The sequence below is a fragment of the Paenibacillus sp. NN59 genome (assembly GCF_057597225.1).
Genome location: NZ_CP199678.1, coordinates 6,289,123 through 6,314,935, shown reverse-complemented (window position 1 = coordinate 6,314,935; position 25,813 = coordinate 6,289,123). Strand labels below are relative to the sequence as shown.

Genomic DNA, 25,813 nt, shown 5'->3' with positions numbered 1-25,813 from the left:
TTGCTAAGCTTTAGCGGATCGATCATTGCGCAAGAATACAGCACACACGCCGATCAGGGGCAAAAAGGAACACAGCCGGATGACGAATGAAATGCTGGTCACATCGATCAGAGAACCGATGACAACCGAACCCAGTCCAGCCATACCAAATGACAGGCCGAAGAACAATCCTGATACTGTGCCAATGTGACGTGGCAGCAATTCCTGAGCGTATACGATAATAACACTGAAGCCCGACATCAGGATTAATCCGATGATACCGCATAGCACCATAGACAGGACAGGGCCTGCATAAGGAAGCAGTAGTGAGAACGGAGCGGTACCAGCAATGGAAAACCAGATCATCGGTTTGCGCCCGTAACGATCCGCGAGTGGCCCGCCAAGCAAGGTTCCAATCATGCCTGCGAATTGAAGGATAAACAAGCAGAGCTGTGCCTTCGAGAGTGGCAGATGATGCACAGCCGTGTAATAAAAGGCGTAGTATCCTGTCATAGCTGCGATATAAACAAACTTCGAGAATAATAGCAGAATGAGAACACTCATGGATATGACAATTCGTTTTGACTCACGGGCTGAGGCGTTGCTTCTGATTCATGTAGCGCGTGCTGTACGGACTGTGTCCGATGGGGGCGTGAGGCGTTCAGCTTATTCTTGTACCAACGGCTGACGGAAGCTTGGATAAGGATGCCGATAAGTGCAAAGGCCATTAGCCACAGAAATTGTAACTGACCATGCGGAAGCAGTACAAAAGCAACCAGTAGGGGGGCAATAGCTTGTCCGGTATTCCCGCCAACCTGAAAGATGGACTGTGCCATGCCGCGCCCTCGACCGGCTGCCAGATGGGCAACACGTGAGGATTCGGGATGAAGAATGGATGAACCGATACCAATCAGCGACGCGGATGCGAGTAGCATCCATAACGATGACGAAAAGGCAAAGCCCAGAATCCCGAACAGGGAAAATATCATGCCGCCGGGCAGCAGAATAGGCATGGGTTTGCGATCGGATATATAGCCGATCAGTGGTTGCAGCACCGAAGCAGTAATGTTTAGTGCAAAGGCAATCCAGCCCATCTGTGCGAAGCTGAGATGCATGGCTTGTTGGAACAGCGGAAAGGCTGACGTAACAACCGTTTGCATGGCATCATTCAGCAGATGGGCGAAACTCACCCCTGCAAGGGCCCAGTTCGCTGCGTGGTTTAGTTGAATTTTGTTTACGGCGGCTTGAGCCATCATAGATCACCTCGGATATTTTTATCCATAATAAAAGATAGCTAGAGAGCTTGTCTTTGTGAAAAGTGCTTGGAATCTAAGCACGATTTGCTATAATGTCAGCAGGTGAGAAACGATGGAATTAAATATGACATTCAATGGTTTAGAGTTATGGAAAGCTTCTGGCGGGTTCGCCAATGAACCTCATATGCATGATGACTGGTATCAGGTAACCCTGCCCATTAGAGGTCAATGCTTGCTGGTGCAGGAACAACAGACATATACATTACAGGCTGGATTCGGAATCATCGCCCATCCCCGGACGGAGCACTTTTTTGAGATCGGTTCAGACGCAGCCGTCATTGTCATCAAGTTTCGTAATCTACCAAGAGGATTAGCAGACCGCGGTTCAAGATCAGTTCATTCTGAATTACAGATCACCCAAGCTTTTGATCCTGCAGAGATCGGCAGACTGTTCCGAGGATGGCATGTGACTGGGCTGGAGGATGAACCGGACCCGTTGCTCATTCAGGAAACCGAGCTGTCTGTAGAGCAGGATCTTGAACGCATATTGTCTGGACCCGAGCATTCGCATAGAGCAGCAAGAGAAGCTGGTTCCATATGGTCCGGGAGCCCAGAGGGGCTATTGCTTTCTGGCAATAATCGTCCACATTTCCTTGGAGTTAACGGGAGTAATTTGGGCATAGATCCTCATATGAAGCGTGTACTAGAGTATATTCACAGTGACTTCACAAACCCGATGGACATCGACTCCATGGCAGCGGTAGCACATCAGAGCAGGTATCATTTTATGCGCTCGTTCAAAATGCTGACAGGTTCAACGCCGTACCAGTATCTACTGAATTTACGTGTGGAGGAAGCCGTTCGTTGTCTGCGCAATACAACCGAATCAGTGACGGAAATAAGCTTTGCATTGGGATTCTCACACGTCAGTCAGTTCTACAGAGCGTTTCAGCGCGTTAAGGGTGTAACACCGATGCAATTTCGCAATCAGTTATGATACGTCGTTGTAATACATGTTGGGGCGGAATAGCAACGCTATTTCTGCCCTTTTTTCTTTTTCCAATGCGGGTACCATGCAATATTCACGTTTGCTCCTCGGGGCATGGCGTTATAAAAATTAAAGGGTATTCCTGATTTTGTTGTTGCTAAACATTCAAGACTCTGCTAAGATGAGAAAAAGTTTATGAAAGCGTATACATTTAAATTAAAATTACAACGTTGTAATTATGGGGGATGTAAGATTTGAAAAGGCATAGTTGAGGCATGAACGAGACTGAATAAATGCAATTTTTCTTGTGATTATGCGGTATATTATAGGTCGTTACAAAATTGGAGTTAGCCTAATATCAGATGTATTACAGGGGAACAGATTTTTTTTATCAAAAAATTCAAACGTTGTAATTTTGGAACGAAGGGGAGTGTTTACGTTGAAAAAACGCATGTCCACGCTGTTCAGTCTGATTCGGCGGGATAAGTATTTGTTGCTGATGTTCTCACCAATCTTTCTGTATTATCTCATCTTCATGTATCTGCCCATGCCGGGTGTATTGCTTGCCTTTCGCAACTTTATACCGGGTCAAGGCATGTTCAGTGGCGAATGGGTGGGGCTGCGCTGGTTTGAGCAGTTCGTCAACTCGATATACTTCTGGCGGCTATTGCGAAACACCTTTTTACTGGCCTTTCTGCCACTCTTGTTCGGTTTCTCCATCCCCATTCTATTTGCAGTCTGCATCGTAGAGATTAAGAATCGAACCTTTAAACGCTTCGCGCAAACCGTAACTTATCTTCCTCACTTTATCTCCACCGTTGTGGTGGCCGGCATTATTATCAACTTCCTATCACCAACAGACGGTATCATCAACACTCTAATCGCAAGACTCGGTATGGAAAAAATAAACTTCATGATGGATGCCAGCTGGTTCCGTACCATCTTCACAAGTTCAGACATCTGGCAGAGCTTTGGTTTCAGCTCCATCATCTACATCGCAGCCATTATGGGCATTGACCCCGAGATGTATGACTCCGGCAAAATTGACGGAGTGAACAAATTCCAGGAATTGTGGCATCTGACCCTGCCAAGCATCAAACCAACCATTGTTATTCTGCTACTACTGTCGCTCGGCGGTATCATGAGCGTAGGCTTCGAGAAAGTATACCTGCTCTATAACGGGGCTACGTATGAAACGGCAGATGTACTCTCCACTTATGTGTACCGTATGGGGATCGAGGGTCAGAACTATGGCTTCGCCACAGCTATTGGACTATTCAACTCCATTATCACCTTTATCCTTGTTTTTGCAGCCAATTCTCTGACTCGCCGCCTGACCAAAATGTCACTCTGGTAAGACAAACACTGATCCAAAGGAGAGCCTGTATGCAAAAATCGAGAAGTGACCGATTATTCTATGTCTTCGTCTACCTGCTGACCATTCTGGCGGTTGTAGTCACCTTATATCCATTCCTTTACGTGGTAAGTATATCCTTCAGTTCGGTGGATGCCATCGATAAACAGAAAGTGGTGCTTTGGCCTGTAGGGTTTACACTTTCAGGATATAAGATGGTGCTTCAGTATAAAGAACTGTGGGTTTCCTTCTATAACACGGTCTGGTATACCGTTGTGGGTACGCTGCTGAACATTGTAGCAACATGTCTGGCCGCATTCCCGTTGTCGAGACAGCAGTTTTTTCTGCGGCGTAAGCTGAACTTCTTCATTGCTTTCACCATGTATTTCTCGGGTGGACTCATTCCGGTCTACATGCTGATCACATCGCTTGGTCTGTACAATACGCGCTGGGTGATGGTGCTGCCTGTACTGGTAATTACGTTTAACGTGATGATCTGCCGCTCGGCCTTCGAAGGCATTCCGAATGAAATCTTTGAAAGCGCTAGCATCGATGGAGCGAATGAGATGACGATGTTATATCGTCTGGCTGTTCCGATTATCAAGCCTACACTAGCCGTGCTGACGCTGTACTACGCCGTATTCCACTGGAACAATTTTTTCTCGGCCTTGCTGTATCTAGGCAAACAGGATATGCAGCCGCTCCAGATGTTCCTGCGAAGGGTGCTCATCATGGCTTCGCCAGAGGTGATGCAGAAGATGGGCGGTACGATGACATCCGGTGCACTGGCGGTTTCATCGCTTCAAGTTCGTTATGTATCTATTGTGGTCAGCATTCTGCCGATCGTGATGATCTACCCATTTATCCAACGGTACTTCGTTAAGGGCATTACCCTCGGAGCCGTGAAAGGATAGATTGCATTACCAAGCACCACAGTCATTCAAGCAAGTCACTCAGGGAGTTCAAAAGGGTTCATACCAAGGAGGAATGATGGATGAAAGTCAAAGGGGCAGGAAGAAAAAGTGTAATTGCGGCGATACTTGCGATCAGTTTGGCGGGTTGCAGCGGGGGAACAGGTGCAGGAACCGATGCGGGGAAAACACCTGAGAGTACAGAAAAAGCCTTCAATTATACCGGCGCTGGGCCGGTAACGGATCAACCGGATGCGAAGCTGTCAGTCCTGGCAACGAACGCATGGACAACCAACGTGGATCTGTCCACCGCAGCCATCGTTAAGAAAATTGAGAGTAATGCGGGTGTGAAAGTAGATTGGGATCTGATCCCTCCTCAAAACTATGCGGATGCGGTCAATCCGAGGCTGGCTGCCGGCACGGGGCTCCCGGATATCGTGTACCTGCCGGATCAGGATCAATTAATGAAGTACATTAACAGCGGTCTGTTCATCCCGATTAATGACCTGGTAGAGAAGTATGGCGTTAATCTCAAAAAAATATATGAAAAGTCGCCATCCGTGAAAGCCAGTTTAACCACGCCAGATGGTAAAATGTATTATGTTCCACAACAAACGCTGACGCGTAACTACATGCCTGTATTCATGGTGAATGAGCGTTGGCTCAAAAAGCTGGGACTATCTGAACCAACTACGCTGGATGAGTTCACAGCGATGCTGCGCAAATTTAAAACAGATGACCCGAACGGCAACGGCAAAGCCGATGAGATTCCATTGTCGATGGAATCGAAGTTTGTGCCCATGGCCTTCGGCCCAGCCTTTGGACTTGATCTATCGAACAATTTCTATGCAGATGATCAAGGCAAAGTACACTTTAGCTATTATGAGCCTGCTTACAAGGAATACCTGACTTACTTGAATGGTCTGTACAAAGAAGGTCTGCTGGGGGTGGACTACGCGAGTACCACAAGCGACCAGGTTACTTCAAGGATCTCGCAAGACGTAACGGGAGCGACGTTTAATTTCAGCTGGTATATGTCGATGGTTTACAGCCCGCTCTTCAAGGATTACAAGCCCGAAGAGCCGATCATCAAAGGTATTCTACCATTAAAAGGGCCACATGGAGATCAGTTCTACATCGGACGTACACCGGTTAGTGGTATCTTCGGCATCAGTAAAGATAGCAAAAATCCGGAACTGGCTTTCCGCTTCCTGGATTATGCAGTCAGTGATGAAGCACAGACATATTACACTTGGGGCATCAAGGATGATACGTATACAGAAGAGAATGGCGTGAAGAAATTCACGGATAAAGGTAAAGACAATGAATATATCCAAAAGCTCGGAATTGGCCCAGTCAACCTGCCAAACATCCAGTCCACGGATTCAGCGGATTCGATCGTTGCACCTTGGCATGCGAAGCTGGACAAAGAATTAGAGAAATATGTGCGTGAGCCGTTCCCGTTTGTGTATGCTTTACCGGATGAAGCGAGCGTAGAGAGCATGTCCATGCCTGACATTACCACATATGTAGAAGAGATGAACTTCAAGTTTATTAGTGGTGATGCAAGCCTCGATCAGTTCGACAAGTACATCGAGACACTCAAAAGCATGAATGTTGAACAGGTGATCGCAGGCAGACAAGCACAATACGATCGCTATAAAGCTGCACAGAAATAAGAGACAGGTTTCAGGCATATGAGAGGTGTTGATTCAATTTGATTACCATTAAAGATATTGCCAAACTGGCGGGGGTGAGCTACAGCACGGTATCGAAAGCGCTGAATGATGATCCCCGGATCAAACCGGCGACCAAGCAGAAGGTGCTCGCGGTAGCGGAGAAACACCAATACCGGAAAAATATGCTGGCCCGGCAACTCTCCACCGGCAGAAGCAATATCATCGGTTTTGTGCTGGACGAACTGAGCAATCCATTGTTCTCCAACATTTCGGGTAGCCTGCATACCGAGCTGAAGAAGCGAGGATATCAGATGATTCTGGTTGTGGCCGATGACGGGGTGGACGTGTTCAGCCAGCTGCGTGTCGATGGTTGTATTCTGTGGGACTATGCACTGGACAACCGGGATGCATTTTGGAAAAAGTTTGCGACCCTGAACATGCCGTGTTTTGTACTCGGTACAGATGAAGCCCCGAATTCTCCTTACATCAAGATTGATCGTAAGGAGGGGCTGTACAAGGCTGTGGAGCATCTGAAATCCCTCGGTCACAGCCGAATTGGATTCATCGGTAACTCGCAGCATGTCAAGCTGGAGGGTTATCGGGAAGCCTTGCAGCGCACAGGACTGGTTTTCAATGAGGACGATGTGTTGCCTGCGCATTCTTCGTGGGAAGACGGATATTTCGCGATTCGGAACTATACGTTTGGCGCGGAGTCTCCCACGGCATTTATCGGCTTGAACAACCTCGTTACACGGGGAGCACTTCGGGCGTTGCTCGAAGCCGGCTACAGCGTGCCGCGTGATATCTCGATTATCGGTTACGACGATCTGCCGGATATGCAGTATGCCGAAGTGGCATTGACCACCATTGGTCCACCGCTGGATGAACTGGCCGCTCAGGCGGCAGAGCTCATCGTATCCCTGATTCGTGACGAGCGGGTGGATGTACCGGTTGTCATCCAGCCGAAGCTGAATCTGCGTAATTCAACAGCAACGTGCCGGCAGTAATGCCGGCTTTAATAGAAAGCTAGTTCAGCTCTAAAAGTAGTAAGTGAATGTATAATTGAATGAAGAACTATCCCATGTTGAGTTATTATTTTGCACACCAACGGAGAGGACAGAAAAAACCTGAAAAAGTGAAGCGTTCGCCTTTATCACCGGATTTTCCCTTTAATAAAAGGGAATCGAAAAAAATCTGGTGATAACAGCGATTGGAAGGTTGTTCTGTCATTGGAGTAAGCGTGTAAACATCTTTAGTTCAAATTATAGCTTAGAACGAATGAGTAGAATGAGAGCAGTGGCTAGTAACAGATTCGATACACGTTATTGTATTCGAACCAATACAAACTACTAGGAGGTAACGCGATGCAGGTACAGACGCAGTTATCCTGGTCTGAGCGAATTGCAGCAACGATTATGCAGCAATGTAACGAGGATGGTTTCCATGCATTCCCTTCAGGACGATGGGCATACGTGGAAGGCATGACGTTAATGGCTATGGCACGAACAGGAGAAGAATACGGCAAGCAGGAATATATCGATTTTATGAAAAGACATATGGATCTGTATGTACAGCCAGATGGATCTATCGGAACCTACTCCCTGGAAGAATATAATCTGGATCAGATTAATCAAGGGAAGAACCTGTTTGCATTACTTGATGATGCCAAGGATGGGCGCTACGCAGAAGCTGCTCATCTGCTCGCTGCGCAACTGGCAGGGCAGCCTCGCACATCCGAGGGTGGCTTCTGGCACAAAAAAATCTATCCGTTCCAGATGTGGCTGGATGGACTGTACATGTCTTCTCCCTTTCTCTCCCAATATGCGAAGACGTTTCAGCGTCCAGAGTTATTTGACGAAGTAGCTCATCAAATTCTGCTGGTCGAGCGCCAGACACGTGATCCACGTACCGGATTGTTATACCATGGCTGGGATGAATCGAAGGAGCAGATCTGGGCAGATTCCCTGACCGGATGTTCCCCGCACTTCTGGAGCCGAGCTATGGGCTGGTATGCCATGGCCATCGTGGATAGTGTTGAACATTTCCCGCTGAATCATCCTAAACGGGGTACGATTATTGGTATCTTTGAGCGGATGTGTAACGCCTTGGTACGAGTACAAGAGCAGGAGAGCGGACTATGGTTCCAGGTGCTGGATCAAGGGTTCCGCAAAGGAAACTATCTGGAGGCTTCAGGCTCAAGCATGTTTGTATATGCAATTGCGAAAGGTGTACGTTTGCGTTATCTGGAACCTCACTTCAGAACTGCGGCTGAAAAAGGGTGGCAAGGGCTTACGTCCAAGTTAATGGAGGAGACCACTGAAGGCGTTCGGTTGAATGGCATCTGCCACGGTGCAGGATTGAGTCTGGATCGTGATGGCTCGTACGGCTACTATGTCAGCGAGGCTATTGTAAGCGATTCCTTTATGGGAGTTGCTCCGTTGTTATTGGCCGCACTGGAAATGGAGCGTTTGCCATGACGGAGCAACGCTCGGCAGCGGATCTCGTGATGGAATCCTCTACTCCCTGTATTACGGTTGCTTCTGACGGATCAGGAGATTATACAACCATTCAGGCGGCAGTGGATGCTCATCCAGATCATGGTACTCAAGGCCTTCCGATCCGAGTGAAGGCAGGCGTGTATGTTGAGAAGCTGCACATGGATAAGCCGGGCATTCATCTGATTGGTGAGGGCGCCGAGCAGACGATCATCACCTATGATGACCATGCACTCAAGCGGTTTCCCGACGGTTCACAGTATCATACATTCCATTCGTACACAGCGTTTATCGGGGCTGATGATTTCAAGGCGGAAGGCATCTCTTTCGTGAATTCGGCTGGGCCAGGTAGCGAGGTAGGACAGGCGCTAGCAGTCTATGTGGATGGGGATCGTGCTGTGTTCCGTGGATGCCGTTTTATCGGTCATCAGGATACGATCTTTACCGGACCATTGCCTGAGCAACCGCTGGACCGCAGTTATTTCGGCGGACCTCGTGACGGTGCCGAGCGCAGGAAGTTAAGACAGTACTTCGAGGATTGTTATATCGAAGGGGATATCGACTTTATTTTTGGCTCGGCTACGGTTGTGTTCAAGGGTTGTGAGATCTTCACGAAGAGCCGCTTGACGGAAGCGGAGGTTGCAGAAGGACATGTGAATGGCTGGATTACAGCGGCTTCTACACCAGAGGATGTTCGTTACGGATATGTGTTTGTCGAATGTGATCTGACCAGTAATGCCCCTCCGCAATCGGTGTATCTGGGCAGGCCGTGGCGTAATCATTCCAAAGTCTGTTTCCTGAACTGCTGGCTCGGTGCGCACGTGAAACAGGAAGGCTGGCATAACTGGAACAAGGTCGAAGCGGAAACCACAGTTAATTATGCCGAATATAAAAGTGCCGGGCCAGGAGCCGGACGTGCAGATGTGCGCGTGCCTTGGTCTCACATACTGACGGAGGAAGAAGCAGCCGAGTATACGTTGTCCCTCGTTTTGTCAGGGGAGGATGGCTGGAAGCCATTCAACTAAATAGAAGGATGTACGATCCTTCTATCTGTCTGTGGTTTGAAAAAAAGCAGAGACTGTGTCTAAATTCGATCAGGAATTTATACACAGTCTCTTTGGTGCTTGTTCACTCCAAGAACCTCGCCAGGCGTTTCAATGGACAATGGCCTGAGGCAGCTCCCTTTTGAAAAGAAGTTGTTAGATGATACATTTGTTGTTGACCAATGGTTGATTCTTAATTAGTATAGATATATATGGTGTTTTAACCTATTTTTTGTATTTTGTGGAGGTGAGTATGATGGGGTGGACAAATTCAATTCGCGAGAAACTGATGCAACACATAGAGGATAATCATATTAAACACTCTCACTTTGCTTTGACATCAGGTATAAATTCAGGGACGCTCAGCCGCATATTACAAGGAAATAGACCTATATCTATGAATCAACTTACAGCAATTACATATGGAATGGGATTACCAGAAGATTATTTTTTTAATGATTACATAGAGGAGTGTTTTTCGTTTCTAGTTTCCATCAGACGCATTCGACCATTTATATTTCGGTGTGCAGATTTTAATCGGGTAGATTGTATCCGGCAAGTCACGATTCGTATTCTAGAAGATCTTTCTTATGTTCCAATATTATTTGATATAGCTGAAGAATTATTCGAGAATAACAAACATTTGGCTGCGGCAATTTTGTATAGAGGTGTGTGTGAGGCAGAAAAGTACCAGCATTCTGAACGTCTTGCAATGTGTCAGTACCGTTTGTTTTTAATTGAACTAGGAGAAGACATTGAGGAAAATGTCCGAGTAGCTACCCAATTTGAGACATATGTTAATCGTCTCGATGAAACCAATCAGCTTGAAGCGTTAAAGCAGCTAATGCATGTTTTTGGAATGGTTCATAAGTGGGGGAAAGTGGATACATTAGCTAAAGAAATGCACCGGATCGCAACGATACAATATGATTTACAATGCCGCTCAGTGCGGCCATCGGAGGTAAAAAGACTGACAGGGCGACCTATATATTATTATATTTTATATGCCTATCTGGCTCGAGCCACGGCTAGTGAGGAATGTGGAGACTATAAGAGAGCTTTAGAATTTGTGGCTTTATATGCACACGGTGAGAGTTGGATACAAGAGAACGACGAAGAAGCCGCACGGATAATTGGACAATTTACAGAGTGGGCTGATGCCAACACACTCATGTATCGATTGATGTCTGGAGAAGTGGATGTTCTACAAGAGTACACGGATTATATAGCATTACACGAAGATGAAATATTCATTGCTGTACTGCACATTACTAAGGCGGCGAACTTGTATCATTTCAATATCGACAGGATTTTGAATCGTTTTTCAGCATATATACCCTATCAATCGGAGAAAACGGAGTTTGGTGAATATCAATCTGTAATTTTGAAAGAGAGCTATGTGCATTTCTTAACTGATCTAGCCATATATCGATTCAACGAAAACAAAGATTTTACTTCTGCGGTAAATCTTACATTAGAAGCTTTGAAGTTATCAATTATAATAAATAGTGGAAAGAATATAATTACTTGTATGTCCCTTTTTGAGCAGTATAGAGATTTCGCAGATGCTGCAGCAAAGGAAATATTTAAAAAACTATCAAGAGAGGTGTATCAACTCAATGCTAAAAAAAATGTTATACTGCTTGGTGCTATGTAGTTTTGCTATTATTGAGTCTATCCCTATTATTGTAAATACAATGGGGCACGGGTGGGGTACTTAAAACCTACTTGAGAGATCGTTGGGACTGTATAATGTAGGTTCATTAGAATAAGGGAAGCGTTTCTCTAATTTGAGGAAACGCTTTTTTTATTTCTAAATATTTTTTGTGCCTTTAAAGTAATATTCTATTATCTGACATCAAATTCTAAAATAGTTCAGAGGGGCTGAATTTGATGAAAAGAAGCATGCTTATACAGTTGAGAATAGAGCGGGCTAGAAGACGGCTGCATGAACTGGCGAAGGAACATAACGGATTTCTACACCCTGAGGTAATCAGGCAGTCCGTGATCCTGGATAAACTGATTAACCAGTTTAACGAAGAGGATGAAACAAAAAACAAAGCCGATGGATGAACAATCGACTTTGCTTGACGGTTTAGAGATGTAGTTTTTAAGTTTTAAAAATCAAAGTTATCCGGGTCCGGACCTACGCGCACATTCTCGTTCAATGAGTTGATCCGTTCCATCTCCTTAGTGGACAGCTCAAAGTCGAATATGTCAGCATTTTCGATAATCCGATGCTCTTTCGTGGATTTCGGGATGGTCACGACGCCATTTTGCAGATCCCAGCGTAGGATGACTTGAGCGACAGACTTGTTCTTGGATGTAGCAATCTCCGTGAGTACCGCGTTGTCCAGCAATTCGCCTTGCATTAACGGTGACCAGGCTTCAAGCTGAATGCCATGCTGCTTACAAAATGATTTTAAATCCTCCTGCGTTAGACGCGGGTGGTACTCCACTTGGTTGACCATCGGTTTCACTTGTGCATCCTGCATCAGATCTTGCAGGTGATGAATTTGAAAATTACTTACGCCAATTGCACGGATTCGGCCTGCTGCGTACAATTCCTCCATGGCTTTCCAAGCACCCTTGTATTTGCCGGCTTTGGGCCAGTGAATCAGGTATAGATCGAGAACTTCCAGTCCCAGCTTGTTCATCGTGGTATCAAATGCGGCAAGTGTTTCCGTATATCCAAGATCAGCATTCCATACCTTAGAGGTAATAAAGAGGTCTTCGCGCTTTAACCCGTTTTCTTGCAATGCCTCAGCGATGGCCTGTCCAACTCCTGCTTCATTGCCGTAGATCGCTGCTGTGTCGATACTGCGGTAACCGTGTTTGATTGCACTTTTCACCGCCTCAATCAGTTCTGATCCCTCTTCGACCTTGAATACGCCTAGGCCAAACCAAGGCATGTGAACACCGTTATGCAATGTTGTAGTCGATTGTAGATTTTTTGCTATTGTCATGAGAAATCCTCCTTGAAATCTGTTTATATTTCTATTTAAAGTGATATTGCCAACAATTCATGATACAAAATTAAATCATACTAGATCAAATAACGTCCAATCTATATAGTAACGTATATAGTCTGTCGATATATAATATGAGGCCGGATACGGATTCGAGCGGTCTCTGATCTATAACGAGAAAGGTGCTTTTCTTCCAGATCAAACCTTAACAGGGTTTGGTTCCAACCTGTCTGAGTTTGTCGTAACTTGCTGTTCAAGATGTTGCGCCCATATCGTCAGGATTGCCGCAATAAGCACCATTAATGCACCGACCCATGTGGTATGGATCAAACCGATGGAGTCATTCACGACTCCGCCCAGATAGGCACCTATAGCAATCCCCCCGTTAAACGCAGCAATATTAAAAGCTGACGCGACATCTTTGGCTTGCGGTGCAAACTTTTCTGCGAGTGTAACCACAACGACTTGAAGACCAGGTACATTCATGAAAGCAAGCAAGCCCATGCCCATAATGGTCACCAGTGCAGCCCATTTGAATGGAACGGTGAAATACAGGATGCCAAGGATGATCGTTTGCACAATGAACATGACAAGAAGTGACTTCAATGGCTTGCGGTTGGCTGCTTTACCGCCAATCATATTACCAATGGCAATGGCCACACCGTACAACAGCAGAATGATAGCGATCGTTTGATCCGAATAACCGCTGATGTCATGCAATAGCGGAGACAAGTATGTGAACACGACAAATGTGCCTCCATAGCCTACAGCCGTGATGATAAAAGCAAGCATCAGACGACCGCGTGTTACGAGTCTCACCTGATCCCGAAAGGGTGTACGTGTACCACGTTGTAACGTTGAGGGCACAAGCAAGAGGTTAGCGATCAGGGCAAGGATGCCAACAGCCGCAATCAGGATAAAGGCTGCCCGCCAGCCAAGATTTTGGCCTACGAATGTACCGATAGGCACACCGGTTACCGTTGCAATGGTCAGTCCCGAGAACATCGTGGCAATAGCACTTGCTCTGCGGCCTTCTGGTACCAGATCAGCTGCTATGGTGGAGCCAATCGACATGAACAAGCCATGTGCGAGAGCAGATATCACCCGTGCGATAAGAAGTACAGTAATCCCGGTGGATAATGATGCAAGGGTGTTACCGGCAATAAAAACCAACATGATCGCGAGCAGCAACGTTTTGCGTGATATAGCCGATGTAAGTGATGTTAGAATCGGTGCACCGAACATCACACCCAGAGCATATATGGTAACGGTTAGCCCTGCTGAAGATACACTAATATGAAGATCATTTGCGATCAGTGGCAAGAGTCCTACACTGATAAACTCCGTCGTACCGATTGCGAAAGCGCTGATTGCTAGTGCCAGTAGCGCCCAAGTGCTGTGTTTTGTCTCATGATGCATGTCCTGTTCAACTCCTAGAATGTAGATTTGCTTACCGGCAAATGCTATTATGAATTATTCGGTATGACATGAACAGTACGTACTTTTTAGTACCCTACGTACTTTTTGGTGCCTGTACATTAGCATGAACGGAAGCAAATCATAGATGCATCAGGGAGGAAGACAACGATGGAGCGCAAAAAATATAATATATCTGTTGAAGCAACGCTGGAGGTTATTGGCGGCAAATGGAAATGTGTTATTCTCTGTCACCTGACACATGGAAAGAAACGAACCAGTGATCTGAAGCGTATCATGCCCGCAATCACCCAAAAGATGTTAACGCAGCAACTGCGGGAGCTGGAGAATGACGGCATTGTAAAAAGAATCGTGTACAATCAGGTGCCACCCAAGGTAGAGTATGAATTGAGTGAATACGGCCGGAGTTTAGAGCCCATTCTGACCGCACTATGTAATTGGGGTGACCAGCATATCATCAAGGAATATGGCGACAAAGCAGCCGTGCTGGAGGATAATGGACTCAATGACTTTACTACCGACAATGACAGGGAGCTGATGAAACCGTGAAATACGAAATTCTATACGACGGCGCATTTGCTATGCTTAAGGTAGATTTACAGCGTGGAGAGCGTTTCAAGGCTGAAAGTGGAGCCATGGTGTCCATGTCGCCTACCGTTGAACTCAAAGGATCAGCAGAAGGCGGTATGCTCGCCGGATTTGGCCGTATGCTGAGTGGAGAGAAATTTTTCTTTCAGGAATTGACGGCCGCCGGGGGAAGCGCGGAGATTTTGTTATCTCCATCAACTCTGGGCAGTGTGGAGGCTGTAGAACTGGATGGCTCGTACTCTCTCTATGTACAGAAAGACGGATTTCTGGCAGGAACAGAAGGCATTCAGGTGAATACCAAAATGCAGAATCTGAAAAAAGGTCTTTTTTCCGGAGAAGGCTTCTTTATAATTGAAATCAGTGGACGAGGCACTGTGTTTCTGTCCTCATATGGTGCGATACATCCTATACAATTGGCTGCTGGCGAAGAGATTATTGTCGATAATGCTCACTTGGTGGCTTGGCCTCATTACGTTGATTATCGCATCGAAAAAGCATCCCAAGGCTGGTTGTCCAGTGTGACGAGTGGGGAAGGGTTGGTTTGCCGTTTTCGAGGAGAGGGCACCATCTTGATTCAGAGTCGAAATCCGCAGGGATTTGGTCAATGGATAAAACAGTTTATTCCTACACGATAAATCGTTATATTATTTCATAGATGAATGAATAGAGATGCAACGGAAGTGTATTTCGAAGCGTTATTATAACAGATTCGTTATACCATGTATGATATATACATACATCTCTGTTGCACAAGATCGTACATCACGGAGGTAGAACAATGAAAAGCTCACGATACACGAATCCGCAAGATAGTCCCGGATATCTGTTATGGCAGGTAACAACGATGTGGCAGAAGGAAGTGCGCAGGGTATTAGAGCCCCTTGATCTGACACAGCCCCAATTTATTTTATTGCATACTTGTTTATGGCTTAATGAGCGTGACTTGGAAGGCAAGGGAGTTACCCAGGTACAGATTGCTCATTTTGCCAATGTAGACGTTAATGTTACCTCCCAAGTGTTACGAGCCCTCGAAAAAAGAGGTTACGTTAAGCGTGAGCGTCATCAGACGGATACACGGGCGAATATCATTACGACAACACCGGAAGGCACAAGGCTGGCGATTGAAGGCATGAATCTCGTGGAGGAATCGGATAAAAACTTCTTCGAACTTCTCGCGGATCGTAAAGAGGGTTATATGGAAATCATGCAGGAGTTTATTCGGAATAGAGCAGAACATTAATACGGATTACATTTTGATTCATCAGCGGCTTACGTTTACATGAGTGAATTCATGATATATTTTGCGCGAAAAATGACGAAAAATGGATAAACCTCCCTAACCATGTAAGGTTGGAAGGTTTATTTGTCATTAAAATCTAATCCAGTCTGTAGGATGCGAATGGCTGGCCATAACGGAAATCCTCGCTCAGCTGATCCAGTTCAGTCAGCAATTCACCCGAAAGCTTGAGATCGAGGCTGGCCAGATTGTGCTCCAGCTGCTCCGTCTGCGTGGCTCCTACAATTACGGTGGATACGGCCGGACGAGTTAATAGCCAGGCGAGGGATAGTGTACTTGGAGAGCAACCGGCGGCCTCTGCCTTGGCACTTACCTGCTCGCTTAGCCGAATATTGTGTTCCAGCAAGAAGCGGTTGAACGACGGGTCGGTATCTGCTCTGGAGCCAGACGGAATACTGGCTTGTCCATTGTATTTTCCCGTCAGGATACCGCCAGCCAGAGGGAAATACGGGATAATGCCTACACCTTGATCGAGACACAGCGGAACGAGTTCGTTCTCAGGTGTTCGATCGGCGAGCGAGTAACTGGTTTGCGTGGAGATATACCGCGCATATCCGCGCATCTCGCTAATGCCGAGGGCTTTCATTAGCTCCCAGGCGGCGTAATTGGAGGCGCCGATGTAGCGCACTTTGCCGGACGTAATCATGTTGTCGAGCGTGCGCAGGGTTTCATCCAGCGGGGTATGCGGGTCAAAGGTATGGATCTGGTACAGATCAACATAATCCGTCTGCAGACGCCGCAGGCTATGTTCCAGCTCTTGCTGTAGATGGTAGCGCGAGGAACCGCGCCCATGGGGACCATCATGCCGGGGCAAGCCGGCTTTGGTTGCAAGCACAGCGTTTTCCCGCCGACCGGCCAGTGCCTGTCCAATGATGCGTTCTGATTCTGTGCCAGCATAGATGTTGGCGGTGTCAATAAAGTTGATGCCACGGTCCAGCGCTGCATGAAGAATGCGGGTCGAGGCGGCCTGATCTGCTCTTTTGCCAAATGCATTTGTGCCCAGTCCCAGTGCCGATACGCGCAGACCGCTGTTGCCTAAACGTCGATAATCCATCTCTCATCGCTCCTTTGGTGTCCAGTATTTGTATAGCCGATTATAACGTAATCTATTGAAAACGTGTTATTAATATAGTTAAATGAATGAAGAAACCGCAACTAAAGGAGATATGATGGAAAACAGTGCTGCACATTTAACTAGACGGAAGCCGAAGAAACCGAAGAAAAAATGGAAGAAGCCCCTTATCATCATACTGAGTTTATTGATTGTGCTCGGAGGCATCGGATTCATCTATCAGAAACAACTCGTTGTGCTGGCATTTAACCTGTTCGCCTCAGGTACGGTGAAGGAAGCTTTGGATGATTCGTATAAAGCCGCAGGGGATAAGGATGCGCCTGTTGTTCAACATACCGATCCTTTTTCATTGTTGTTGCTGGGCATTGACCAGCGGGATAATGAGCCAAGCCGTTCGGACACGATCATCTATTCTGTCGTGCGTCCAGAGGATAATAAAGTGTTATTGTTATCCATTCCGCGTGACTCCTACACTGAAATTGTGGGTCGTGATGTGAAGTCCAAGATCAACTCGGCTTATGCCCACGGCGAAGCCAAAATGGCGATGGATACGGTGGAGAAGCTGCTGGAGAACAAAGTGGATTTCTATGCGGCGATTAACTTTCACGGTTTGAAGGACATTGTTGATGCGGTGGGCGGCGTGGAGTTGCCAATTAAGAAAGATATCGAGAACAAAAGTAAAGCGCATGAGAAGCTGTTCGTGCAAGCTAACAAACCGATCTATAACGGCGAAGAAGCACTGGGATATGTGCGTTATCGGGAAGATTCCGATTTCAACCGTACGATGCGTCACCGGATTTTCCTAAGTAGCTTCATGAATCGTGCGATGGAGGTCAAAAATCTGACCAAAATCCCGGACATCATCAAGATTGCCGGATCGAATTTTACAACAAATATGAAATCGGACTTTATTGTGAATTTTGCCGAGTCTCTATATATGAAGGACAGCATTCCAACTATCAGCAATTACATGCTGAAAGGTGATGGGAAGATGCGTAGCGGTACGTGGTATTATGACCTGTCTGATGAAGATCTGACTTATGCGCGCGGTATGATTACGAGCTGGCTTGACCCGAATACAACGCAGCTTATCGAACCTGAATCGACGGATGAGAGCGGCACAGTAGAAAAAAGCGATACATCAGATAAAAACTAGGTTTGCAGCAATGTGGAGCCATATGGAGCAATAGGGCTTCGCGTTTTGCTGATGATGAGATAAAGGACACTAAAGTACACTAAAGTACACTAAAGTACACAGCAGGGCAGATGCTCTCTGTGTACTTTTTTGCTTCCTTAAGAACCAAGTGAGGTTACAGCTAAGGGCAACTGTGAAGTCAGCCGCTCCAGGTCCAAATGTTCTGAACTGTTATCAACAGAGACAAGCTGTATATTTTCCCACGTACAAACGTTGGCTTTCAATCCTTGCACAAAAGTATCCCAGTGCTCCAGCTTCCATCTGTCCCTCTCCAGTCCTCGACTTCGCAAGCGCTGCTCAAGCACGTCCATATTTACATCGACCCGGAGTACAACAGGAATAACCTCTTCCCATCCATACGTGGAAACCAACCCATCAATGTAATCGCTTTTATGAAAATAACCAACAAAAGGCGCATCCAGAATAACCGATCTGCCTAGTTGCAGATTGTCGTTGGCTACGTTGAGTAACGTTTCGTACTCCAGATCCATCACGATATCGCGGTAATAGCTGTTGCCGTCACGATCGTGAGGAGAATACCCTTGCGTTTCCAGAAGTTTGCCTGTAAACGTGTTACACAAAACATCTTTATCCAAGTAACAAAACTGATGCTCGGTGGCTAGTCTCTTGCCAATGGTTGATTTACCCGAGCCAGCGGAGCCAATTAGAAAAATCAGTACAGGTTTCATGTGCTTCCCCCTACAGATGATCAGGATCATATCGATCATGAATAGATTTTACTCTTCATAAAGTTCGCATATACGAACCTTATTCGCGTTGGTGAACATTCGTTTCTAGAGTAAACTGTTTCTCTCAGAAAAACAATCCCTTTTGGAGAAAAAAGAATTCGGAAAAAAGTTCGGGAAAGCGGTTGATATTTTCTGAAGGCCTGATCTATAATGAGGGCATCGTTCGGTGATGTGAAATTAGTTCACATATGCGAACTTCGACGTCGAAGAATTTGAAGGAGATAACATGGACAATATTCGCATGAATAAATCTGCGGAGCGTGTAGCGGATTTACTCGTTTTATTTGCCAAAAGTGGTGCTCCGTTAACACTGAATGAAATATGCAAACAGATGAACATGCCCAAGAGCAGCGGGTTTGAACTCGTGCAGACGTTGTTGCACAAAGGGTTTATTGAAATGGACGATGTACGTCTCAAGACCTATCGCCTGGGCATTGCAGTATTTGAGACAGGTATGGCCTATTTGTCCAATATGGGAGTTCCCCATATGGCCCGGCCTTTGCTTCAGGAATTGAATCGTCAGACAGGCAGTACCGCCTTTCTTGGCATTGAAGACAAGGGAAGGATTGTATATCTGGACAAAGCGGAGAGTTATTCCGTGATGCGTCCAACGGCCAAGCTGGGCTCTCGCCGGTATATGCATACGACCGGACTGGGCAAGGCGTTGCTTGCAGCTCTTCCAACCAGCAAGGTACTGGAGATTTTGGGAGAAGGCGAGATCCCTTCGCGCACATCCTACTCCAAAGTGACGGTCCCCGATATTTTGCAGGACATGCAGGAGATTCGTGAGCGCGGTTACTCTATCGATGACCGTGAGGATCATCTGGAGATGTATTGCATCGGGTCTGCTGTCTATGATCAGTGGGACGAGCCAGTGGCTGCAATCAGTGTAGCTAGTATGTATTCTGGAATGACCCCGGAACGTGAGGCTAGCATTGTAAAGCTGGTTAAAGAAGCCGCATGGAAGCTCTCAGGTCAACTGGGCTACAGCGGTGATCGCTTGTATCCGCAAAGACAAGAGTAAGGCGATGTGGAGAGAGGTTATTTTGTCATCGGAGTGAATTGTGTAAAATCTTTAGTTCAATTTATATAGACATATGAGTTAAGGGGGATACAGATATGTGGCGTAAGCTGGAGAACTTGAACACCATTGCCGAAACCGGCATTGTACTGATTATTCGATCAGAAAGTGAAGAAGAGGCACTATCCGTTGCAGAAGCTGCAATCGCAGGAGGAATCCGGGCACTTGAAATCACGATGAGTGTACCGGGAGCGCTCGATGTGATCAAGGTTTTATCACGTAAATATGCTTCCCAAGGCATTCTGATCGGTGCAGGTACAATTCTCGATGGGGAAACGGCGCGAGCTGCTATACTGGCTGGAGCAGAGATGCTGGTAAGTCCTCAACTCAACCCTGATATGATCAAGGTGGCTAACCGTTACCAGGCCGTAACCGTTAGTGGGGCGTTCACTGCCAAGGAGATCGTAGAGACACTTGAAGCGGGAGCGGATATCGTGAAGCTGTTCCCGGCAGAAGCTGTAGGGCCGCAGTATGTAAAAGCGATGTCTGCGCCTCTGCCTCAAGCTGCGATTGCGCCTACGGGTGGAGTTACGCCGCAAAATGTGCATGAGTGGCTTGCAGCTGGCTGTGTTGGCGTTGGTGTCGGCAGTTATATCACCAAAGCAGCCAAGGATTCCGGTGATTACGGACGAGTAACGAAGGCTGCTGAAGAGTTTCTGCAGGCGGTAGCTGCTGCGCGCTAATTAACCCAAGCAGATCGGATAACCCGTGCATAGGTAAACGAAGTTCACAGCGACCAGGATTTTGCACTACGCTGGTCGTTGTGAGTATGCAGGGGGACGAAGGTCTGGAGCGTGTTGGGACAACCACAGAGATATAGAGCGTTTTTAACCAGTTATGAAAACGTATACTTCAGTAAAATCTTTCCCTGTTGGGGGAAGAGCAGCGCTTGCTCAAACCTATAATTTCCATATTTATTCATTATATATAATATGAGTAATTTAATATTTATGTATGTTGAGGAGAGTGACTTCCATGGCAACATTAAAACCATCACCATCCCCTGCTTCGGTACCTCAAACACCAAAAGTAGGTTTGAGATGGGGCATCATTTTATTATTGCTCCTGGGTGCTATCGTAAACTATTTGGACAGATCTAATCTAAGTATTGCAAATACAACGATAGCAGCGGAATTCGGGCTATCTTCCACACAGATGGGTTTGCTGTTATCCGCCTTTTTGTGGCCTTACGCATTGGCTAATCTGCCAGCTGGCTGGCTCGTGGACAAATTCGGACCTAAAAAGATGTTTACCTGGGCGTCTGGACTGTGGTCTGTCGCAACCATACTCAGTGCGTTTACCAATACGTATTCTCTGTTATACGCGATGCGGATGCTGCTTGGTGTATCGGAGTCTCCCTTTTTCACTTCGGGTTTGAAGGTAACCGAGCGCTGGTTTGCCAAGAGTGAGCGGGGACTGCCAACCTCCATTATTAACACGGGATCACAGATTGCAAATGCTATTGCACCACCGCTTTTGACGGTTCTAATGTTAACGATGACGTGGAGAGGGATGTTTATTTTTGTCGGTGTCATTGGTCTGATTATTATGCTAATCTGGCTCAAAGTGTATCGTGATCCGACATTTGCCGAAAAACAGCTGATCAAAGGACCGGAGGCTGCGACTGAACAGAGCACAGGTACGGATAAAGCAAAAACCGCTGATGCTCCCAAAGCAAACTGGGGTTCTTTGTTCAAACACAAAAGCACCTGGTTTATGATCATCGGAAACTTCGGTATTATGTTTACGATCTGGGTATACCTGACATGGCTTCCAAGCTATTTGGAGAAGGAGCAGGGCTTTACGTTGAAGGAGACGGGGTGGATTGCCTCGATTCCGTTTGTAGCCGGAATTATCGGCGTACTGCTGGGCGGATTAATCTCGGACTTTTTCATTCGAAAAGGAGTAAATGCAGTGACCTCTCGTAAGGTTCCTATCGTTGGTGGAGCTATTTTGGCCGCAGCGTCGGTAGCGCCTATCCCATTCATCGATAGTACGGTCGTGAGCATCGTTCTATTGTCTGTTGGTTACTTTGCTTCGCAACTACCATCAGGTGTCATATGGACACTGGCTGCAGACATTGCTCCGGGTGAACAAGTAGCCTCCTTGGGTGCAATACAGAACTTTGGCGGATTCCTGGGTGCTGCGCTTGCTCCTGTTGTAACCGGATACATTCTGGACACGACAGGTAGCTTTAACAATGTATTTTTGCTGGGCGCAGGTTTGCTGCTTCTGGGTGCATTGTCCTACGGTGTATTTTTGAAAAAACCCATCCCTAAACCGACGCATTGAGTCGATTAACGAAAATGACATTCTATAATTACCTTCCATAGTATAGTTCAATCGTTTTTTTTGATATCTCCACGCTGCTTCTATAAATAAGCATCAGCATCTTCTGGCATCTGTGATATCACAGACCTGGAATGCTGGTGTTTTTTTGTGTAGCGGATCAGAATTGTATCCGATGGAAAGTTATCGTGAAAACCTCAATTTTTGACATAAGTATAGTAAAATATAGGAAAACATCTTATGACAACCAATGGAGGAAGTCCATGAAGGAATTTAAGGAGCGGCTTAGGCAGGTTCAGGAGCAGCAGAGGCAACTCGCTAAGGACTATCAAGCCTTACTACAGGAGTATCAGTCCGATGACCTTACGGTTCGCAACGAACAGTTGCTGGAGCAGACGGAAACGCAGCAACTTAAACTGCAACAACTGGAACGTCGTGCACGCCAGATGGAAGAAGAGAATGCGCGTCTTCGCATGGCATTGTCCGAGCAGATGCTGGACGAGAAGCTGAATCTGATCCGGGTATCGCGGGAGAAGATGGAGACCTATTTTCAAGGCAAAACGGCAGTACATAACGACCATATCAGCGAATTGGAGCATCGAACCAAAGCTAATCTGAATACTATCTTCAATCAGGCTTCCCAGCATCTGCAAGAGGATGCGGCTGAAATGAAGGAACGGATTGCCTACCTGGCAAACGAGGTGAAGTCACGGATTGACTCACACAAACAGGCCGTATGGGAGAGAACTGAGGCTGTACGTGGACAGATGCAGCATAGTTATGACCAGATGGCAGATGAGCAACTGAGTGAGGAAACGATCCAGCGCCGAATCAAGCAGAATCGGATGGAGATGCGCATTGGGCTTAGCTGGATTAACAAAGTAGCCATTTTGCTCATTATTTTGGGGGTGGGCGCAGCCTTCCGATACTCGTATACGACGTGGTTTAGCGATGAGATGAAGGGTGCGGGTTTCTTTCTGCTTGGTGCACTGATGCTCGCGGGTGGGGAATGGCTGTTCCGCCGGAAAAAGAAAACATTTGCAATGGGATTGCTCGGCGGGGGAATCTCTGTGCTGTTCGGTTCGATCTTCTACAGTTACTTCCTGCTTCATATTATCGGGTTATATACAGGTCTCGGTCTATCCGTTCTGGTGTCGGCTGTGTCCGTGCTGTTGTCATTGCGGTATCAGTCCAAGACGATCTGTTCCTTTGGTCTTGTGGGGGGATATTTGCCCTTTTTCTCGTACCTTTTTACGTTTGGGCTGGAAGGCACAGCGGTCTATACCGCAATGATCTATCTGTTGCTGCTGAACGGCATCATTGTGTTTATTTCCTTTGGGCAGCGTTGGCCGGTAGTGCACTACATCAGCTTCCTGTTCCACACGCCGTCCATGCTGATTCTGTTGTGGCTGTCGCCGAGTGAACAGGTGGGGATGCTGTATTCTGTGGTGACTTTTGCCCTGTATCTGGGTATTACGCTTGCGTATCCGTTTAAACATCGGGTGAAGCTGACTTGGTGGGATTTTGCCTTGTTAGCAATGAATACGAGCTTGAGTTGTCTTGCTTTATATGTATTGCTTGATGCGGCGGGCTGGAATGATGCGCAGGGCTTGCTTGCTGTTATTTTTGCACTCGTCTATCTCGGACTTGCGAGGTTTGTTCAGCGACATATGGCGCAGGAGAAGCAGACAATTCTACTCTTCTATCTTACGTCGCTCACCTTTACCATTCTGTTTGTTCCGTTCCAGTTTGGTTCGAAATGGCTGTCGATGGGCTGGCTGATTGAAGGCGTGTTGCTTGTTACGTTCGGACATTTCAGAAAATTCAAGGCAGTCGAGCGTGCGGGTTGGGGCATTGTGCTCCTATGTATTACAATCTTCGTGCAGTATGATCTGTTGTCGTTATTCTTTGTAGGGGAACAATCGTACTTCATGTTAAAATACTCCAGTCTCACACTGGGCACCCTGCTCATTACGCTTTATTATGCTTGGGCGCTACGCGGAAATGCCTCCGAAGGAATGGGAAAACAATTTAACTACGCCCCATGGGAACGCGGTTTCCTGGATGGATTCAGGGTGGCAGTCCTTATAAATGTATGGTTATACGTGCTCTATGAATCGAATGAACTGTATGTCAGGACTGTTGATGAAACATTCATCTTACACATGTTCTACAAAATGCTTATGTTCGCTGCGCTGACGATTGCTTTGGCGTATGGACTGGGCAAAGTGAAATGGCTTCGTGACTCGTTCCTGCGGGGATATACACTTTTCTTGCATGCGGTTGGATGCTGCATTGCACTGGCAGTAACCTTGACGATGCCTGCATTGCAGCCAGGTGTAGAGCAGCATACGGCAGCCGAGATTGTCGGACTGGTGGTACTGATTATTTTCAACGTAGGTGTGTTCTTCGCTGGGCGAGACCTACTCATCGCGGGTATCCGTGGTCAGTTCAAAAGTGTCGAGTGGTATCCCGTTATTGCGGGCATCTACTTGCTCGGCGTCATCACCGTGTTCCTGACCATTCAGTTCCAGTGGGGCGACGTAGGACTGATGTTCAGCTTGATCTACCTGGTGCTGGCTATTCTCTATATCGCGTACGGGTTCCGGAGAAAATATGTCATGATCCGGCGTCTCGGTCTGGGCCTGACGTTGTTCGCCACAGGCAAGATGGTGTTCTACGATGTCAGTCTGTTGACGGCGGGCAGCAAAATCATCGCGTATTTCAGCTTTGGTCTGCTGCTACTGGGTATCTCGTATCTGTATCAAAAGGTGTCCAGCCGGATGGAGGAGATTCAGGCGAAGGATCGCGCAGCGAAGGTCGAGGAAACAGATGATGAACAAAATTGATGCAGGCGTATAACCAGTGTTGTTGTACTAATCATGTTAGGAAACGCTGTGCTTGCTACGTTGCATACTTCGTTGAACGTCGTCAAAGGACTCTGGAATTAAAGTGATTCAGAGTCCTTTTTAGTGCAAAAAATGCTATGGGATCGCTTCGTAGAGCTCAGTTATGAGGTCTGCCACTTCGCCCTGTGGCTCGATTGGCTGATGATTTATATTGGTAGGTGTCATATAAAATATGACGTTTTCTTGTTTAAACATGGTCACATGAAATAACACGCCTGTTGTGTCTTCTGCGTCTGGATGCTGAACAATTTTTACATGTCGAATCTTTTCAATCCAGTCATGGATCAACTTGGGATTGGTCGTTCTTTTTGTAGAACCGTCACTGCCACTCATGATTTCAATTGAATCTACTTCAGTGATGTTATCTGGATAGAACGACCCCAGCTCTCGTGGAGTTTTATTTAATTCCACTGGATTGGGAAGATCAGAGCTTTGACAATTGCTAAGGATCAAAGCAGCAAAAAGAGCACATGTGATTGCGTGAATGGTATTTCTTTTCACTGTAATTCCTCCCCTTATATT

The 25,813-nt window shown here is 46.6% G+C and carries 24 protein-coding genes; 17 read left to right on the top strand and 7 right to left on the bottom strand.

What is annotated here, in order from left to right:
- Nucleotides 1–3 precede the first annotated feature (3 nt).
- Both ACT89M_RS27485 and ACT89M_RS27480 read right to left on the bottom strand, forming a co-directional pair.
- Nucleotides 4–543 (bottom strand): MFS transporter, encoded by a 540-nt coding sequence (locus tag ACT89M_RS27485; RefSeq protein WP_308722585.1) that lies wholly within the window; start codon nucleotides 541–543, stop codon nucleotides 4–6.
- On the bottom strand, nucleotides 540–1,235 hold the full coding sequence (locus ACT89M_RS27480; protein WP_308722586.1) for an MFS transporter: 696 nt from the start codon (nucleotides 1,233–1,235) through the stop codon (nucleotides 540–542). The genes ACT89M_RS27485 and ACT89M_RS27480 overlap by 4 nt, the downstream gene beginning before the upstream one ends.
- Before the next feature lie 112 nt (nucleotides 1,236–1,347).
- Here ACT89M_RS27480 and ACT89M_RS27475 point away from each other — a divergent pair, with 112 nt between their 5' ends.
- The 9 genes from ACT89M_RS27475 to ACT89M_RS27435 all read left to right on the top strand — a co-directional run bounded on the left by ACT89M_RS27475 (nucleotide 1,348) and on the right by ACT89M_RS27435 (nucleotide 11,778).
- Complete coding sequence (locus ACT89M_RS27475) at nucleotides 1,348–2,232, top strand: helix-turn-helix domain-containing protein (RefSeq protein WP_487344947.1); 885 nt, start codon at nucleotides 1,348–1,350, stop codon at nucleotides 2,230–2,232.
- 430 nt (nucleotides 2,233–2,662) lie between these two features.
- Nucleotides 2,663–3,580, top strand: a complete 918-nt coding sequence (locus ACT89M_RS27470) for an ABC transporter permease (RefSeq protein ID WP_308722587.1) — start codon at nucleotides 2,663–2,665, stop codon at nucleotides 3,578–3,580.
- Between the two features lie 29 nt (nucleotides 3,581–3,609).
- On the top strand, nucleotides 3,610–4,491 hold the full coding sequence (locus ACT89M_RS27465; protein ID WP_090921438.1) for a carbohydrate ABC transporter permease: 882 nt from the start codon (nucleotides 3,610–3,612) through the stop codon (nucleotides 4,489–4,491).
- Between the two features lie 80 nt (nucleotides 4,492–4,571).
- On the top strand, nucleotides 4,572–6,167 hold the full coding sequence (locus ACT89M_RS27460; RefSeq protein WP_154889952.1) for an extracellular solute-binding protein: 1,596 nt from the start codon (nucleotides 4,572–4,574) through the stop codon (nucleotides 6,165–6,167).
- Between the two features lie 38 nt (nucleotides 6,168–6,205).
- The gene (locus tag ACT89M_RS27455; RefSeq protein ID WP_154889954.1) at nucleotides 6,206–7,174 is read left to right on the top strand and encodes a LacI family DNA-binding transcriptional regulator; all 969 of its coding nucleotides are present in this window, start codon (nucleotides 6,206–6,208) and stop codon (nucleotides 7,172–7,174) included.
- 357 nt (nucleotides 7,175–7,531) lie between these two features.
- Complete coding sequence (locus tag ACT89M_RS27450) at nucleotides 7,532–8,644, top strand: glycoside hydrolase family 88/105 protein (RefSeq protein ID WP_154889956.1); 1,113 nt, start codon at nucleotides 7,532–7,534, stop codon at nucleotides 8,642–8,644.
- Nucleotides 8,641–9,687 (top strand): pectinesterase family protein, encoded by a 1,047-nt coding sequence (locus tag ACT89M_RS27445; RefSeq protein ID WP_154889958.1) that lies wholly within the window; start codon nucleotides 8,641–8,643, stop codon nucleotides 9,685–9,687. The genes ACT89M_RS27450 and ACT89M_RS27445 overlap by 4 nt, the downstream gene beginning before the upstream one ends.
- A 271-nt stretch (nucleotides 9,688–9,958) precedes the next feature.
- The gene (locus ACT89M_RS27440; protein WP_154889960.1) at nucleotides 9,959–11,362 is read left to right on the top strand and encodes a transcriptional regulator; all 1,404 of its coding nucleotides are present in this window, start codon (nucleotides 9,959–9,961) and stop codon (nucleotides 11,360–11,362) included.
- A gap of 236 nt (nucleotides 11,363–11,598) precedes the next feature.
- Entirely contained in the window at nucleotides 11,599–11,778 is a 180-nt protein-coding gene (locus ACT89M_RS27435) for an aspartyl-phosphate phosphatase Spo0E family protein (protein ID WP_154889962.1), read from the top strand.
- Between the two features lie 44 nt (nucleotides 11,779–11,822).
- On the opposite strand, the gene ACT89M_RS27430 is transcribed toward ACT89M_RS27435, so the two are convergent.
- Together ACT89M_RS27430 and ACT89M_RS27425 are read right to left on the bottom strand one after the other, a co-directional pair.
- The gene (locus ACT89M_RS27430; protein ID WP_221790061.1) at nucleotides 11,823–12,665 is read right to left on the bottom strand and encodes an aldo/keto reductase; all 843 of its coding nucleotides are present in this window, start codon (nucleotides 12,663–12,665) and stop codon (nucleotides 11,823–11,825) included.
- Between the two features lie 207 nt (nucleotides 12,666–12,872).
- Nucleotides 12,873–14,093 (bottom strand): MFS transporter, encoded by a 1,221-nt coding sequence (locus tag ACT89M_RS27425; RefSeq protein WP_251508176.1) that lies wholly within the window; start codon nucleotides 14,091–14,093, stop codon nucleotides 12,873–12,875.
- 168 nt (nucleotides 14,094–14,261) lie between these two features.
- Between ACT89M_RS27425 and ACT89M_RS27420 the strand changes: the two genes are divergently transcribed.
- The 3 genes from ACT89M_RS27420 to ACT89M_RS27410 all read left to right on the top strand — a co-directional run bounded on the left by ACT89M_RS27420 (nucleotide 14,262) and on the right by ACT89M_RS27410 (nucleotide 15,939).
- A complete protein-coding gene (locus tag ACT89M_RS27420) occupies nucleotides 14,262–14,660 on the top strand; it encodes a winged helix-turn-helix transcriptional regulator (protein WP_090921468.1) in 399 nt (132 codons plus the stop codon).
- Complete coding sequence (locus ACT89M_RS27415) at nucleotides 14,657–15,334, top strand: TIGR00266 family protein (protein ID WP_090921470.1); 678 nt, start codon at nucleotides 14,657–14,659, stop codon at nucleotides 15,332–15,334. The genes ACT89M_RS27420 and ACT89M_RS27415 overlap by 4 nt, the downstream gene beginning before the upstream one ends.
- Nucleotides 15,335–15,477: 143 nt before the next feature.
- Entirely contained in the window at nucleotides 15,478–15,939 is a 462-nt protein-coding gene (locus ACT89M_RS27410) for a MarR family winged helix-turn-helix transcriptional regulator (protein WP_154889966.1), read from the top strand.
- A 136-nt stretch (nucleotides 15,940–16,075) separates the two neighbouring features.
- Here ACT89M_RS27410 and ACT89M_RS27405 read toward each other — a convergent pair whose 3' ends face one another.
- On the bottom strand, nucleotides 16,076–17,050 hold the full coding sequence (locus ACT89M_RS27405; protein WP_308722588.1) for an aldo/keto reductase: 975 nt from the start codon (nucleotides 17,048–17,050) through the stop codon (nucleotides 16,076–16,078).
- A 112-nt stretch (nucleotides 17,051–17,162) separates the two neighbouring features.
- On the opposite strand from ACT89M_RS27405, the gene ACT89M_RS27400 reads away from it, so the two are divergent.
- Nucleotides 17,163–18,224 carry an LCP family protein gene (locus ACT89M_RS27400; RefSeq protein ID WP_341181370.1) on the top strand — a complete coding sequence of 354 codons (1,062 nt, stop codon included), beginning with the start codon at nucleotides 17,163–17,165 and terminating at the stop codon, nucleotides 18,222–18,224.
- A gap of 137 nt (nucleotides 18,225–18,361) precedes the next feature.
- Here the strand turns inward: ACT89M_RS27400 and ACT89M_RS27395 are convergent, their stop codons facing one another.
- On the bottom strand, nucleotides 18,362–18,952 hold the full coding sequence (locus tag ACT89M_RS27395; protein WP_253499229.1) for a P-loop nucleotide/nucleoside kinase family protein: 591 nt from the start codon (nucleotides 18,950–18,952) through the stop codon (nucleotides 18,362–18,364).
- A gap of 286 nt (nucleotides 18,953–19,238) precedes the next feature.
- Between ACT89M_RS27395 and ACT89M_RS27390 the strand changes: the two genes are divergently transcribed.
- The 4 genes from ACT89M_RS27390 (at nucleotide 19,239) to ACT89M_RS27375 (ending at nucleotide 25,231) form a co-directional block, all read left to right on the top strand.
- Complete coding sequence (locus tag ACT89M_RS27390; RefSeq protein ID WP_111271245.1) at nucleotides 19,239–20,036, top strand: IclR family transcriptional regulator; 798 nt, start codon at nucleotides 19,239–19,241, stop codon at nucleotides 20,034–20,036.
- 95 nt (nucleotides 20,037–20,131) lie between these two features.
- Nucleotides 20,132–20,776, top strand: coding sequence for a bifunctional 2-keto-4-hydroxyglutarate aldolase/2-keto-3-deoxy-6-phosphogluconate aldolase (locus ACT89M_RS27385; protein WP_154889973.1), 645 nt, complete (start codon nucleotides 20,132–20,134; stop codon nucleotides 20,774–20,776).
- Nucleotides 20,777–21,068: 292 nt separating this feature from the next.
- Nucleotides 21,069–22,385 carry an MFS transporter gene (locus ACT89M_RS27380; protein ID WP_154889975.1) on the top strand — a complete coding sequence of 439 codons (1,317 nt, stop codon included), beginning with the start codon at nucleotides 21,069–21,071 and terminating at the stop codon, nucleotides 22,383–22,385.
- A gap of 260 nt (nucleotides 22,386–22,645) precedes the next feature.
- Nucleotides 22,646–25,231, top strand: a complete 2,586-nt coding sequence (locus ACT89M_RS27375) for a DUF2339 domain-containing protein (protein ID WP_154889977.1) — start codon at nucleotides 22,646–22,648, stop codon at nucleotides 25,229–25,231.
- A gap of 135 nt (nucleotides 25,232–25,366) precedes the next feature.
- Here the strand turns inward: ACT89M_RS27375 and ACT89M_RS27370 are convergent, their stop codons facing one another.
- Nucleotides 25,367–25,792: a hypothetical protein gene (locus ACT89M_RS27370; protein WP_154889979.1), complete on the bottom strand. Its 426-nt coding sequence runs from the start codon at nucleotides 25,790–25,792 to the stop codon at nucleotides 25,367–25,369.
- Between the last annotated feature and the right edge of the window lie 21 nt (nucleotides 25,793–25,813).

Bases quoted from the DNA above. Each gene is read 5' to 3' on its own strand.
- ACT89M_RS27485 (WP_308722585.1), bottom strand. From the start codon at position 543: ATGAGTGTTCTCATTCTGCTATTATTCTCGAAGTTTGTTTATATCGCA.
- ACT89M_RS27480 (WP_308722586.1), bottom strand. From the start codon at position 1,235: ATGATGGCTCAAGCCGCCGTAAACAAAATTCAACTAAACCACGCAGCG.
- ACT89M_RS27475 (WP_487344947.1), top strand. From the start codon at position 1,348: ATGGAATTAAATATGACATTCAATGGTTTAGAGTTATGGAAAGCTTCT.
- ACT89M_RS27465 (WP_090921438.1), top strand. From the start codon at position 3,610: ATGCAAAAATCGAGAAGTGACCGATTATTCTATGTCTTCGTCTACCTG.
- ACT89M_RS27460 (WP_154889952.1), top strand. From the start codon at position 4,572: ATGAAAGTCAAAGGGGCAGGAAGAAAAAGTGTAATTGCGGCGATACTT.
- ACT89M_RS27450 (WP_154889956.1), top strand. From the start codon at position 7,532: ATGCAGGTACAGACGCAGTTATCCTGGTCTGAGCGAATTGCAGCAACG.
- ACT89M_RS27445 (WP_154889958.1), top strand. From the start codon at position 8,641: ATGACGGAGCAACGCTCGGCAGCGGATCTCGTGATGGAATCCTCTACT.
- ACT89M_RS27440 (WP_154889960.1), top strand. From the start codon at position 9,959: ATGATGGGGTGGACAAATTCAATTCGCGAGAAACTGATGCAACACATA.
- ACT89M_RS27435 (WP_154889962.1), top strand. From the start codon at position 11,599: ATGAAAAGAAGCATGCTTATACAGTTGAGAATAGAGCGGGCTAGAAGA.
- ACT89M_RS27425 (WP_251508176.1), bottom strand. From the start codon at position 14,093: ATGCATCATGAGACAAAACACAGCACTTGGGCGCTACTGGCACTAGCA.
- ACT89M_RS27420 (WP_090921468.1), top strand. From the start codon at position 14,262: ATGGAGCGCAAAAAATATAATATATCTGTTGAAGCAACGCTGGAGGTT.
- ACT89M_RS27410 (WP_154889966.1), top strand. From the start codon at position 15,478: ATGAAAAGCTCACGATACACGAATCCGCAAGATAGTCCCGGATATCTG.
- ACT89M_RS27405 (WP_308722588.1), bottom strand. From the start codon at position 17,050: ATGGATTATCGACGTTTAGGCAACAGCGGTCTGCGCGTATCGGCACTG.
- ACT89M_RS27400 (WP_341181370.1), top strand. From the start codon at position 17,163: ATGATGGAAAACAGTGCTGCACATTTAACTAGACGGAAGCCGAAGAAA.
- ACT89M_RS27395 (WP_253499229.1), bottom strand. From the start codon at position 18,952: ATGAAACCTGTACTGATTTTTCTAATTGGCTCCGCTGGCTCGGGTAAA.
- ACT89M_RS27390 (WP_111271245.1), top strand. From the start codon at position 19,239: ATGGACAATATTCGCATGAATAAATCTGCGGAGCGTGTAGCGGATTTA.
- ACT89M_RS27385 (WP_154889973.1), top strand. From the start codon at position 20,132: ATGTGGCGTAAGCTGGAGAACTTGAACACCATTGCCGAAACCGGCATT.
- ACT89M_RS27380 (WP_154889975.1), top strand. From the start codon at position 21,069: ATGGCAACATTAAAACCATCACCATCCCCTGCTTCGGTACCTCAAACA.
- ACT89M_RS27375 (WP_154889977.1), top strand. From the start codon at position 22,646: ATGAAGGAATTTAAGGAGCGGCTTAGGCAGGTTCAGGAGCAGCAGAGG.